Source organism: Clostridium sp. AF35-15, from assembly GCF_003477745.1.
GTDB classification, from domain to species: domain Bacteria; phylum Bacillota; class Clostridia; order Lachnospirales; family Lachnospiraceae; genus Otoolea; species Otoolea fessa.
Window position 1 is genome coordinate 46,493 of the sequence record NZ_QUDY01000003.1, and the last position, 12,639, is coordinate 59,131.

Annotated in this window: 11 protein-coding genes; 1 reads left to right on the plus strand and 10 read right to left on the minus strand. The window is 48.7% G+C overall.

The window, feature by feature from the left end; all coding sequences use genetic code 11:
- Window positions 1-194: 194 nt before the first annotated feature.
- The 3 genes from DWZ76_RS04595 to DWZ76_RS04605 form a co-directional block, all read right to left on the minus strand.
- Entirely contained in the window at window positions 195-2,294 is a 2,100-nt protein-coding gene (locus DWZ76_RS04595; protein ID WP_118472030.1) for a heavy metal translocating P-type ATPase, read from the minus strand.
- A 105-nt stretch (window positions 2,295-2,399) separates the two neighbouring features.
- Entirely contained in the window at window positions 2,400-2,714 is a 315-nt protein-coding gene (locus DWZ76_RS04600; RefSeq protein ID WP_118472031.1) for a DUF6110 family protein, read from the minus strand.
- Window positions 2,715-2,890: 176 nt separating this feature from the next.
- The gene (locus DWZ76_RS04605; RefSeq protein ID WP_118472032.1) at window positions 2,891-3,166 is read right to left on the minus strand and encodes a transcriptional repressor; all 276 of its coding nucleotides are present in this window, start codon (window positions 3,164-3,166) and stop codon (window positions 2,891-2,893) included.
- A 431-nt stretch (window positions 3,167-3,597) separates the two neighbouring features.
- On the opposite strand from DWZ76_RS04605, the gene DWZ76_RS04610 reads away from it, so the two are divergent.
- Entirely contained in the window at window positions 3,598-4,104 is a 507-nt protein-coding gene (locus tag DWZ76_RS04610) for a flavin reductase (RefSeq protein ID WP_107000129.1), read from the plus strand.
- Between the two features lie 185 nt (window positions 4,105-4,289).
- On the opposite strand, the gene nadA is transcribed toward DWZ76_RS04610, so the two are convergent.
- The 7 genes from nadA to DWZ76_RS04650 all read right to left on the minus strand — a co-directional run bounded on the left by nadA (window position 4,290) and on the right by DWZ76_RS04650 (window position 12,633).
- Window positions 4,290-5,201, minus strand: a complete 912-nt coding sequence (gene nadA, locus DWZ76_RS04615) for a quinolinate synthase NadA (protein ID WP_117796479.1) — start codon at window positions 5,199-5,201, stop codon at window positions 4,290-4,292.
- 467 nt (window positions 5,202-5,668) lie between these two features.
- A complete protein-coding gene (locus DWZ76_RS04620; protein WP_118472033.1) occupies window positions 5,669-6,316 on the minus strand; it encodes a hypothetical protein in 648 nt (215 codons plus the stop codon).
- Window positions 6,317-6,743: 427 nt separating this feature from the next.
- Complete coding sequence (locus DWZ76_RS04630) at window positions 6,744-7,292, minus strand: hypothetical protein (protein ID WP_117796438.1); 549 nt, start codon at window positions 7,290-7,292, stop codon at window positions 6,744-6,746.
- Window positions 7,293-8,837, minus strand: a complete 1,545-nt coding sequence (locus DWZ76_RS04635) for a DNA methylase (protein ID WP_118472035.1) — start codon at window positions 8,835-8,837, stop codon at window positions 7,293-7,295.
- Between the two features lie 428 nt (window positions 8,838-9,265).
- On the minus strand, window positions 9,266-10,870 hold the full coding sequence (pckA, locus tag DWZ76_RS04640) for a phosphoenolpyruvate carboxykinase (ATP) (RefSeq protein WP_022359843.1): 1,605 nt from the start codon (window positions 10,868-10,870) through the stop codon (window positions 9,266-9,268).
- A gap of 388 nt (window positions 10,871-11,258) precedes the next feature.
- Window positions 11,259-11,819: a glycerol-3-phosphate responsive antiterminator gene (locus tag DWZ76_RS04645; protein WP_118472036.1), complete on the minus strand. Its 561-nt coding sequence runs from the start codon at window positions 11,817-11,819 to the stop codon at window positions 11,259-11,261.
- Window position 11,820: 1 nt separating this feature from the next.
- Complete coding sequence (locus DWZ76_RS04650) at window positions 11,821-12,633, minus strand: HAD-IIA family hydrolase (protein ID WP_022359841.1); 813 nt, start codon at window positions 12,631-12,633, stop codon at window positions 11,821-11,823.
- Between the last annotated feature and the right edge of the window lie 6 nt (window positions 12,634-12,639).

Here is a 12,639-nt window from a genome sequence, read left to right on the forward strand (position 1 = left end):
TTATCCTCCTATTTAGTTTACGTTCCCTGATGCTTTTCGATTATAGCATTATTTATATAAAAAAACAAATGTTAATAGATAGCAGAAAAACAGATGTAAAACAGGCTTTTTTCTTCCCATTCTACATCTGTTTCACTGTACTTATTTTATAATTGAGGATACAATCAAGCTAATCAAGCCCGTATCCAGATTCCTTACGCCTCTTCCCGCTCTTCCTCCGGCAGCAGGTTCGTCATGCTCTTTAAGCTGATCGCCAGTGTCGAGCTGTTGTGCAGCAGCGCCGACATCGATGGTGTGATGATACCAGCCACCCCCAAGAGAATCAGACCTAGGTTGAAGCTGATGACGAAACGGTAGTTTCCATGGACACGTTTCATCAGATCCATGCTCAGATGACGCAGAAGCACGACTTCATCCAGGGAATCTTTCTTGATCGTGATATCCGCGATCTCTCTGGCAATCTCTGCGCCCTCGCTGACTGCGATGCCCGCGTCTGCCGCTGACAGGGCCGGTGAATCGTTGATGCCGTCACCGATCATGATAACTTTGTGGCCTTTCGCCTTCTCCTCCTCAACAAAGCGCGCCTTATCCTCCGGAAGTACCTCGGAGAAATAATCATCCACGCCGACCCTCTTCGCGATCGCCGCTGCGGTCCGCTCGCTATCGCCGGTCATCATGACAATGCGCTTAAATCCAGCCTCTTTTAACTGGCGGATGACAGACGGTGCTTCCTCACGCAGCGGATCCTCGATGCAGATAACGGCTGCAAGCTGTCCGCCGATTGCCATGTAAAGATGGGAACAATTTTCCGGAAGGTTCTCAAACTTCTCTTTTCCATCCTCCGGCAGTGTGCACTTCTCATCCTCAAATACGAAATGGTGGCTTCCAATCACGACGCGTTCTTCGCCCACATAGGTAGCGATACCGTGCGCTACGATGTAATCCACTCTCGAGTGCATCTCCTCATGTACCAGATGACGTTTTTTCGCTTCCTGTACGACCGCATTTGCCATCGAGTGCGGAAAATGCTCTTCCAGGCAGGCTGCGATACGAAGCAGTTCTTCCTTCTCCATGCCGTTGAAAGATACCACATCGGATACAACCGGTTTTGCCTTGGTCAGGGTTCCGGTCTTGTCAAATACGATCGTCTCCGCCTCGGCAACAGCCTCCAGAAACTTGCCGCCCTTGACCGTAATGTGATGCTGGCTTGCCTCACGCATCGCAGACAGGACTGCAAGCGGCATTGCCAGTTTCAGTGCACAGGAGAAATCAACCATCAGGATCGACAGTGCTTTCGTCGCATTGCGGGTCAGCAGATAGGTAAGCGCGGTACCGCCCAGACTCCACGGAACGAGTGCATCTGCCAGGTTTGATGCCTTGCCTTCAACAGAGGATTTAAGCTTCTCCGAATCCTCGATCATCTGTACGATACGCTCATAACGGGTAGAGCCGGCGGATTTTTCTACCTTGAAGGTAATCTCGCCCTCTTCCAGCGCGGTTCCTGCGTAAACATAGCTGCCCGGCTCTTTTCTGATCGGCTGGGATTCGCCGGTCATCGAAGCCTGGTTGATCATCGCCTCGCCGCTCACTACGACACCATCCAGCGGAATCACTGTACCCATATGGACGGTCAGCTCGTCGCCCGCGGTAACATCCGAAAGCGGTACAAAGACTTCGGTCCCGTCCACTTTCTTCCAGACCTTTTCCACGTTCAAGGACATGCTCCGCGCCAGATCACCAACGGATTTCTTATGTGTCCACTCCTCCAGAAGCTCACCGACGCCGAGCAGGAACATAACGGAGCCAGCTGTATTGAAATCGCGGCGCAGAAGGGAAACACTGATCGCCGTCGCATCCAGCACCTCCACATGCAGCTTGCGCTTAAATACGAGGCAGTGGATACCTTTCACGATATAACGGATCGCCTGCACGGACGTGTATACCGCACGGACCGGCGCCGGGAGAAATGTCTTCGTCGCAAAGCGGGTCAGTACCTTCTGAATCAGCTTTTCTTTGTACTCCTGATTCAGGGCGCGTCCGCTGCTTTTAACTGCCATCTCCTGTTTTTCGGTAATCTGGCCATCAAACGCCGCTACCTGTACGAGTACCGCCTCCCGATCCTCCTTATAATAGATAACCGCATCTGCTGTCCGCTCATACACCTTGGCCGCCGTCACGCCGTCCAGACCAAGCAGATACTGTTCCAAAACGTCCGCTTCGCGCACGGTATGGAATTTCCGGGCAAGGCTGATACGGATTCTTCCTTTGATTTCATGCTTTATAATGAATTTCATGATTCATCTTCCTCCGGTTATAGAAGAGCTGCCGCGAGACAGCATCCCATGCTATCTTGCGGCAGCCCCCCTGTTATTTAGATTCATGTATTCTTGGAGTTGCTATTACTGCTCTGCCTTCTCAGCCTCCGGTGCGGCCTCGGTTGTCTCAGCAGTCTCGTTGAAATCCTCATCCTCACCAAAGCTCTCATAGCCGCGAGCCTCGTTGATCTGCTTTGCCTCAGCCAGGATGTCCTCAGCGTTCTCCTGAATATTGGTAGCGGTGGTCATCACACAATCACGTGCACGAAGTCCGGCTGCTACGCAGTTTACGTAAAATTTCTTTGCATCCTCGCTGCCAAGAATCTTAACACCTGCTGTTCCGAACAAAACGCCGCTTGCAAATAAACCTAATTTTTTTAATTTGAAAATGTCCATCATGATTACTCCTCCTCTGATATTATCTAATTATATTCACATATGATTTTTGAAAACTATTTATTCCATTTCAAATGCGAATATTGCTGCATTTAATGACTCATTTCTGAGGTACAAGTAGATGGTAACAGCTTATCCCCATGATAGTCAAACCTAACTTTCCTTATTGAGATTTTTTATCAGCTAGCATCCGAAGTTATACTTGGCAGTTCATCCTCATTCCGCAGAGAATACTGGCGGCAACGGTTTAAAACGCCGATTTCTTCCAGCACTGCAATCATCCGGTACACCGTTGCCTTTCCGATCCCCGGGTCGCGCTTGGATGCCTCGTAGTAGATCTCCTTACAACTGCTCCATCTTCCCTCCAGGATCACATCCAACATGATCTTTCTCTGATCGGTCATCCGTTTCCCCCGTCTCTTCAGTTCGCCGATAATCTGCTCTCTCTGCTGCATCGTATCATCTCTCTTTCCATATCTTCTAAATTATTTTGCCGCACATCTGCCGTTTCCGTCCACAATCCGGCTTTTTATTAGCGCAGACTAACTGTTCGTTTAAAATATATGGCATACTCTGCTTGCCACTCTTTTTGCAAGTACTAAATTCCGCTTTTGCCTCTGGCTCAGCCTCATTAAGTCCTTAGATACGACTCGCACTAAGTGCTCATATTATATCGTGTTTCATCAAAAACAAAACATAATTAGCATGAACAAACTCAGGTTAGAATGCCACAACTCAAGTTAGATATCTCTAACCTCAATTTAAAGACTACCTCTTTTTTTCTCATCTGTCAATGAATTTTCGAAAATATATTTGATTTTCTTCTCTGATAATGGTAAGGTACTCACAGAATGATCAATTCAGACAGGAAAGGAAGGATTTTTTGATGAGCTTCAAAGAAATAAAGCCAGAAGAATTAAATTTTAACCCGTTTACCCGCATCGGTTCCGACTGGATGCTTTTAACCGCTGGCACCGAGGATAAATTCAACACCATGACTGCCAGCTGGGGCGGCGCAGGCGTATTCTGGGGCAAACCGGCTGTTACCTGCTATATCCGTCCCCAGCGCTACACCAAAGAATTTATAGACAAAGAAGAACTCTTCTCCGTCAGCTTTTTAAAAGACGGTCACCGCGATGCCCTCAAACTCTGCGGCTCCGTATCTGGCCGTGACCACGACAAAATCAAGGAAGCCGGCCTGACCCCGGTCTTCATCGACGGCGTACCGGCATTTGAAGAAGCTGACACCATCCTCATCTGCCGCAAAATGTACCGCACATCCATGAATCCGGCAGATTTTATCGATAAGGACGCTGACAGCAAGTTCTATCCGGAAAAGGACTATCATGATATGTATATTGCGGAGATTGTGAAAGCGGTTGTGGCTGAATAAGCAGAGCCGCTCCATTTAAAATTTAAATCCCACAGGAAATGCCGCTGTCTGGTCTCTAGCTGTGATTGTATGTTTTCATGACAGGCAATCACAGCCGGAAACGCTGATTTGCAGCATTTTCTGTGGGAATCCTTTGAATGATCCTTTTGGGTCTATTTGTTTATATTGTGTCTTTATTTATTCCTTTATTTTGCCAATTCCAGCATCCGCGCCAGCGGACCAACCGCCCTCTGCCGCATCGCCTCATCCATCTCCACTTCCTCCTCCGGATTTTCCAGCGCCCGCAGTACGCTGTCCAGATGAATCTTCTTCATATTCGGGCAAAACTGACGGTGACCTACGGAGAAAAACTTCTTCTCCGGGTTCTTCTGCAGCAGTTCATAGAACACGCCCATCTCGGTACAGATCAGGAAGACTTTCTCATCCGAATTCGTCGCATAATCAATAATCTGGGAGGTACTTCCGACAAAATCTGCCAGCTCCAGCACATCGCCGGTACACTCCGGATGCGCCAGCACAACTGCCTCCGGATGCAGCTCTTTTGCTTTCTTTACATCTTCCGCATGAATACTCTTATGTACATGGCAGAAACCGTCATTGAAAATAAAATGTTTCTCCGGCACTTTTTTTGCGATAAAACGTCCCAGATTCTCATCCGGAATAAAGAAAATATCCTTGTTCGGCAGTTTTTTCACGATTTTGAGTGCATTCGATGACGTAACACAGACATCCGATTCTGCCTTGATCTCCGCCATCGAGTTCACATAACAGACAACGGCTACATCCGGATACTCTTTGCGTACTTCGCGGATCTTCTCCACCTCAACCATGTGAGCCATCGGACAGTCCGCGCTCCGGTCTGCCATGATAACCGTCTTCTCCGGGCTTAAAATCTTCGCACTCTCGCCCATAAATGACACGCCACAGAAAATGATCGTCTTCTGCGGCACCGTCGTCGCCAGCTCCGCCAGATAATACGAATCGCCCACATAATCGGCAATCTCCTGCACTTCTCCATCTACGTAATAATGTGCCAGAATCACGGCATCCTTCTCTTTTTTTAATGTCTCGATCCGCTGCTTTATCTCCTGATCCATCTCTTTTTCCTCTCCTTTTTTCACCGCTCTGTTCACGCTTCCGAATCCCCATCGATTGACAGAAACCATACCATTTTTCCGACAGCTGCGGTTCATTTTCTTCTTTACAATGTATCCGACATCTTTGCCACGCCATATTTCTCTGTCCATATAGCTTCCACACGGTAAACTTCTGTGATTATACCTCTAAGAGAAAAGCTGTGTCAATGAAATTTTGACACTTTTCATTACATCTGTCTTGTCACATAGCAATTCATCTACATACAGACTGAACGTCTGCTTTGCCGGCGCTTCAACCAGAGCAGCCAATATGCATTTATGCAATTTTTTTGTTTCACAAATGTATTTTACTGTGCAACAAAAAGTCAAACCAAAAATCGGACGGTTTTTCGCTGTGTTTTTCACTGTTCAAACCGTCCGATCTACATGACATATTTATAATTTTATCGCTTTATGCACATCCGCCCTTATTGCTGAAACAGCACCAGTCTTGATACCTTTCCTTCCGCGTCCGCCCAGATCGCGCATTTTTTTCCCGCTTCCAGATCGTCTGCGGTCACGATATTCCGGGTTAAATACGGCAGAATACGTGTCTCAGCGCTGACAGTATAGGTCACGCCATCCTTTGCTTTCACACAGACGGTATCATCATTCTCGGCACTCTTTTTCACCGACTCGATCTCCGTGTAAACCGGCACGGCGCTCACATCGGTTACATGGACGAAGAAGAGCTGTCCGTTCGTGATTGGCGGCTCGCTCATCGCCATCGCATCCCCGATGTAGGCATATACAACGGTTCCCGTCTCCGCCTCGGTCATATCGACCGGATTGCCTGTCTCTGCGTCAAAAATCGGCGTTTCCGGTGAAAATGTGATCACCATCTCGCCGGCACTGCTGATTCCCGACTGATTGTCGATCGTGACGGAATCGCTGGTAACCTCCGAAACCGGACCATAAACACAAATAGTTTCCGCTGCAGTGGCCTCCCCAGCTGCCTCCGTATCTTCGACAACCGGCTTTGTCTCCTCATCGCCCGCTTTTGCACTGGAAGCGCACCCAAGCGCACCTACCGACAGTGCTGCACAAATTCCTGCAATATATAACGATTTTTTCATAATTTGAATCTCCTTCCGACTGTTCTTATGCCTGCTCCCTGCCTGTTCCCAGGGACTTCTCTGAAATTTTTCAAAACTTCCCAGGCACTTTTTAGTTTCTAAAACCAGTGAAATATTTTTCTTTATACTCTGTATTCAGCTCTTCTATCTGGTTTTCTCTGTTCTAACAGTCTACCCTATTTCATTCAAAAGTAAAAGTGCTTTTTTCTTACGGATTTCTGATATTTTATTACTGTTCACGCATACGTGCCCAGTAACGGAATTTGCCGTGGCTTCGCATTTAAATACGGCAAATTCCTGCTGCCGCCACGTTTTCTTACGGCACTTTCGGTTCCAAAAGTGCCTACCCGTAAACAGTAACGATATTTTCCTTTGCCGGTCAGGACGTCTATACAAAGCTTCAGCAACTGTGCTGCCATGTAACATTTCACTCCACTTCCTCTTCTATCAGCTCCACACGGCAGATCTGTGGAAAATTTACCGCGATCTCCCCGCCTATATTTTCAAGTCCAGGCTGATTTCCACTCCTTATTTCCGCCAACCACAAAACCTGCCGGTAATAGTCGATTTTCTTCAATCGTCCTGCTGCCGTTCGGTAAGCGCCGCCATCCTTGTGCACGTCCGGTTGGAACCAGGTCACAGAAAGCCGAACCGTCTCGCCACGCATCAGCTGCTCCTCCGCTTCCACAAGCGTCTGATTGATCATCTCACGCACGCTGTCATCCAGATCGATCTCCCGCTCGGTCAGACGCGCTTCCTCCTCTACCGCCTCCTCATAGCCATTCAGTGCTGCAAACGAGGCAAACTGCGCCGCCCGGTCCTCCACCGGCATCCGTGCATGGCGCAAGGGAAATGGGTAAGAATGACCGAGGATATCGCCATAGCGGCGCTGGGCGTCACTTTCCTGCCCTTTTTGGGTTTGGCTTCGTCCACCTTTTAAGTTTTCAAATTCATTCACTCTATATTGATCTTCCATCTACGCCTGATGTCCCCCGATCTGCCCGTTGCGCTCCTTGGCGGTCGCGCCTTCCTCAAAGTTCATCCCGCGCAACACCGCGTTTTTTCCGTATTTTTTCTTGATCGTCAGAAGCGCTTCCTGCATCCGGCGCTCCCGCTCGCGTTTTTTCTGTTCTTCCTTCTCTTTTGCTTCCTTTTTTGCGTAATCGGTAAACAAATCAAGCTGTTCAAATGTTTCCTTCTGTTCACGCTCTTTCGCCATTTTCTCATTTACCACATGACATGCCGAGAGCGACATCCGGCGGATGAGAAGCGCCGGGTTGACAATCTTATCATACAGAGCCGCCATCGCCTCCAGAAGCTCGCTCGAGGACGAAGTCGCACGCGGCAGATTCCACGTTCCATGTGCGTGCTTCGGCACACGCCGCCCGTAGCGATCGGTTGTCACCGGTCCCTTGTATACTTTCCGTATCTCCGGGCGGGTCAGGTTTTCGATGTCATATCCGACCGTTAGAACGAGCTGATCGGTCACCAGCCGTTTTTCCACCAGCTCCAGCGATATCCCGTCAATCATCTCCTGTACCACGATCCGCGCCTTATCCGCCGTGTACGGACAGGGAAGCACCTGCCCGCAGCCCAGGCTGCTGCTCTGCGGCTTGTATGCCCGTATCTGTGCGATCGTGCACGGCTCGTAGCCCCACGCATGGTCAATCAGAAGCTCAGCATTGACGCCGAACATCTGGTACAGCAGTTCCTCGCTGTAAAACTCGCCCGGTTTTCCCAGTGAACAACGCGCAATATCGCCCATCGTCCGAAGTCCCGCCTGCCAGAGTTTCTTCTGGTATCCTGGTCCAACCCGCCAGAAATCGGTCAGCGGCTCATGCGTCCACAAAAGTTCCCGATAGCTTTGCTCATCCAGCTCGGCAATCCGCACGCCGTCCTTGTTCGCTTCCACGTGCTTCGCCACAATATCCATCGCCACCTTGCACAGATACAGATTCGTCCCGATCCCCGCCGTCGCCGTGATGCCCGTTTCCTCTAACACCGTGCGGATGATGCGCTTTGCCAGCTCGCGCGGCGAAACCTTGTAAATTCCCAGATATTCCGTAACATCCATGAATACCTCGTCGATCGAATACACATGAATGTCCTCCGGTGCCACATACCGGAGATAAATCTGGTAGATCTGCGTGCTCCATTTCATATAGTGCGCCATTCTCGGCGGCGCAACCAGATAGCTGACCGCCAGCGATGGATCCGCCTTTAATTCTTCATTTCTCCACGATTTATCCCGGAACTGGCGTCCCGGCGCCCGTCTGCGGCGTTCCTCATTGACTTCCCTAATCCGCTGAATCACCTCAAATAACCTGGGACGCCCCGGCACACCATAGGATTTCAGCGGCGGCGATACCGCCAGACAGATCGTTTTCTCCGTCCGCGATGGATTCGCCACGACCAGATTCGTCGTCAACGGATCCAGACCTCGCTCGATGCACTCGACCGATGCGTAGAACGATTTTAAATCAATGGCAATGTACGCGCGCCTGGAAACTGTTTTCTGCATGGCAGGCTCCTCCCTTCTCTATGAATTTAAAATTTGAGCACCACTGGTAAAAAATCATCTCACAAAATCAAGCACAGAAAGATTCCGAGCGTACATATGAAAATCCAGTTAAAAACTCACTAAGTGCTTCTATTATAGCATAACCATCAGCTTCACGAAATACTCAAATCCAAACATGTGTTTTGCAGCAGTAAAAAGAATGCGCCTTGGCACATCCGGGCGTCTCGCGCGGTCGCTTGCGACATGTTTCTGCTTCGCGCGAGTGTGCATCCTCGCGGAGCGTTTTTGTTTCATAGGATGTAATTTCCTATGAAACAAAAAACCTCCAGTCCATTCGAATGAGAATCACATTTCTCATCCAAACAAACTGGAGGTTTTCTATCTCACCAGGTTTACCTCTTGGATTTATTTACCATTTATTTCTGGCATTATAACTGCGGACCAGCCTTTACCAGAGCCTTGCCAGCTTCGTTTCCTTCGTATTTAGCGAAGTTCTTGATGAAACGGCTTGCCAGATCTTTTGCTTTCTCTTCCCACTCAGCCTCATTTGCATAGGTATCGCGGGTATCCAGGATAGCCGGATCTACGCCCGGAAGCTCGGTCGGTACTTCGAAGTTGAAGTACGGGATCTTCTTGGTCGGAGCCTTCTGGATGTCACCATTTAAGATAGCGTCGATAATACCACGGGTATCTTTGATGGAGATACGTTTGCCGGTTCCGTTCCAGCCTGTATTTACGAGGTAAGCTTTTGCTCCACTCTTCTCCATTCTCTTAACCAGCTCTTCTGCGTATTTGGTCGGATGCAGCTCCAGGAAAGCCTGTCCGAAGCAAGCGGAGAAGGTCGGGGTCGGCTCGGTAATGCCGCGCTCGGTACCAGCCAGTTTTGCTGTAAATCCGGATAAGAAGTAGTACTGTGTCTGCTCCGGTGTCAGGATAGATACCGGCGGAAGTACTCCGAATGCGTCTGCAGACAGGAAGATAACGTTCTTAGCTGCCGGTGCAGAGGATACCGGACGTACAATATTCTGAATATGATCGATCGGGTAGGATACACGGGTGTTCTCGGTTACGCTCTTATCAGCGAAATCGATCTTGCCGTTCTCATCCAGGGTAACGTTCTCAAGCAGTGCATCACGTCTGATAGCGTTGTAGATATCTGGCTCAGACTCTTTATCCAGGTTGATAACCTTCGCGTAGCAGCCGCCCTCGAAGTTGAATACACCGTTGTCATCCCAGCCGTGCTCGTCATCACCGATGAGAAGACGTTTCGGGTCGGTAGAAAGGGTAGTCTTGCCGGTTCCGGAAAGTCCGAAGAAGATAGCGGTGTTCTCGCCATTTAAGTCGGTGTTAGCGGAGCAGTGCATAGCAGCGATGCCCTTTAACGGAAGGTAGTAGTTCATCATGGAGAACATACCTTTCTTCATCTCTCCACCGTACCAGGTGTTGATGATAACCTGCTCGCGGCTTGTGATATTGAAGACAACAGCTGTCTCAGAGTTTAATCCAAGCTCTTTGTAGTTCTCAACTTTAGCCTTGGAAGCGTTGTATACTACGAAGTCCGGTTCGAAATCAGCCAGTTCTTCGTCGGTCGGAACGATGAACATATTCTTTACGAAATGAGCCTGCCAAGCAACCTCCACAATAAAACGGATCGCCATACGGGTGTCTTTATTTGCGCCACAGAAAGCATCTACTACAAACAGTCTCTTGTTGGAGAGCTCATTTAAAGCGATATCCTTTACTGCGTTCCAGGTCTCTTTGGATGCTACATGGTTGTCGTTCTTGTACTCGTCTGAAGTCCACCATACTGTGTCCTTAGAGTTCTCATCCATAACGATGAATTTGTCTTTCGGGGAACGTCCGGTATAAATACCTGTCATAACGTTTACTGCACCAAGCTCGCTGACCTGGCCTTTTTCATAGCCCTCCAGCTCCGGTTTGGTTTCTTCTTCAAACAGCATCTCATAAGAAGGGTTGTAAACAATCTCCGTTGTTCCTGTGATTCCGTACTTGCTTAAATCGATCTTAGCCATCTTAATACCCCTTTCCTGTTATCCGGCGGCTCCCGTCTGTGTGAAATTGTCAGCCTCGCTGACCAGAATCATGCGCCAAGTCTCACGGACGTTCGACTTGAATTTTGTCTGACATTTCTCACCGAACCGGGGATTTCAGTGTCCCCCACTGTACATGTGTATAGTTTGCAACCGCTTTACCTTTTCACGGTTCTTATATTTTGTACAATGCGAAAACTCGCCTTTTCTTCTCTTTATCTATTTTTACCAAAAGAGATTACTTCATCATTCTAATGCATTCATGGTAAAAAATCAAGCGAAATCGCGAAATGATTGATATTTTTTTATCAATTTCATTATTTCAAATATATCTGTCACTCACAGCGTCTAAATCGTTTAAGTTTTAAAATCACACGTACCACACCGCCTCATTCGTCGCTGAAATGGCATCCGTACCCGCCTCAAAGGCCGCCATCACATCTTTTTTGTCAGACAGCAGTCCCCCGGCGATCAGCGGAATATCGGTGTACTCGCGCATGATCTTAAGAATTTTCGGCATCACTCCCGGCATGATCTCGACTGCATCCGGTCGGAACATTTCGATCTGTTTTTTCAACGTATCGAGTGCGATCGAATCCACAACAAAGGTTCTCTGGATCGCATAAAGTCCCATCTCCTTCGCGTGTTCCACCAGTGTATTTTTTGTGCTGATAATACCGTCCGCCCGCGTATTGTGGGCGATAAAATCGACCGCCACCCTCTTGGTGCTCAGTCCCTGGATCATATCCACGTGGACGATCGCCACCTTCCCGGCGTCCTTGATGCGCGCTACAATCTGATCAATATCACAGATCGTGCCAAACAGCACAAATACTACCTTACATTCAGATTTAAGACTTTTTTCCAGCCCTTCCCAGCTCTTAATCGCTGCGATTATCGGAGATTCCTCCAGTAATTCAAGCATTGTCATTCTATGCTTCCTCTTCTCTCATAGTCTTGAGTATTTCTCCCATCTCTTTCAGCCCTGTGAAAATCGCATCCGGCACGACATCCGCCTTCGGTACATCCTCCAGCTTCGTCTCTCCGGTCAGCACCAGGATTCCGTGTGCCCCATTTACCACGCCGGTTTTCACATCCGTGTAGATCCGGTCGCCGACAAACGACATTGCCTCGCGCTTTGCCCCGGTCATCTCCAAAACCATATCCACGGTCTCCTTGAATGGTTTTCCAACATACTTCGGCTCCTTTCCGGTCGATAAGGAGATTGCCGCGCACATTGCGCCGCAGTCCGGGATAAAACCATCCTTCGTCGGGCAGTTGATATCCAGATGCGTTGCCAGGAACACAGCGCCGTTGCGGATATACGTGCAGGCGCGCTCCAGCTTCTCATAGGTCAATGTCATATCAAAGCCAATCACGACCACATCCGGCATCTCCCTTGTCAGAAGAATGCCATTTTCACGGAAATTCTCCTCCAGATCCGGCGTTCCCACCAGATAGACTTTCTTTTCAGGATAATACTCTTTCAGATACTGAATCATCACATCCCCGGATGTAATGATCTGATTCCTTTTAATATAACACCCCATTTTTGCCAGTTTGTCAATATATGTTTTCGGAGATTTCGACGAATTATTCGTAAAAAATACATATCTCTTCCCTGCTTTCTTCACTTCCTCCAGGAAATCCAACGCCCCGTCGAGCACATCCGTATCCAGATAAAACGTCCCGTCCATATCGAGGACAAACAGTTCTGTCTCCTTTAAAATTTCACGTTTTTCCATGCCTCT

Bases quoted from the DNA above. Each gene is read 5' to 3' on its own strand.
- DWZ76_RS04595 (WP_118472030.1), bottom strand. From the start codon at position 2,294: ATGAAATTCATTATAAAGCATGAAATCAAAGGAAGAATCCGTATCAGC.
- DWZ76_RS04600 (WP_118472031.1), bottom strand. From the start codon at position 2,714: ATGATGGACATTTTCAAATTAAAAAAATTAGGTTTATTTGCAAGCGGC.
- DWZ76_RS04605 (WP_118472032.1), bottom strand. From the start codon at position 3,166: ATGCAGCAGAGAGAGCAGATTATCGGCGAACTGAAGAGACGGGGGAAA.
- DWZ76_RS04610 (WP_107000129.1), top strand. From the start codon at position 3,598: ATGAGCTTCAAAGAAATAAAGCCAGAAGAATTAAATTTTAACCCGTTT.
- nadA (WP_117796479.1), bottom strand. From the start codon at position 5,201: ATGGATCAGGAGATAAAGCAGCGGATCGAGACATTAAAAAAAGAGAAG.
- DWZ76_RS04620 (WP_118472033.1), bottom strand. From the start codon at position 6,316: ATGAAAAAATCGTTATATATTGCAGGAATTTGTGCAGCACTGTCGGTA.
- DWZ76_RS04630 (WP_117796438.1), bottom strand. From the start codon at position 7,292: ATGGAAGATCAATATAGAGTGAATGAATTTGAAAACTTAAAAGGTGGA.
- DWZ76_RS04635 (WP_118472035.1), bottom strand. From the start codon at position 8,837: ATGCAGAAAACAGTTTCCAGGCGCGCGTACATTGCCATTGATTTAAAA.
- pckA (WP_022359843.1), bottom strand. From the start codon at position 10,870: ATGGCTAAGATCGATTTAAGCAAGTACGGAATCACAGGAACAACGGAG.
- DWZ76_RS04645 (WP_118472036.1), bottom strand. From the start codon at position 11,819: ATGACAATGCTTGAATTACTGGAGGAATCTCCGATAATCGCAGCGATT.
- DWZ76_RS04650 (WP_022359841.1), bottom strand. From the start codon at position 12,633: ATGGAAAAACGTGAAATTTTAAAGGAGACAGAACTGTTTGTCCTCGAT.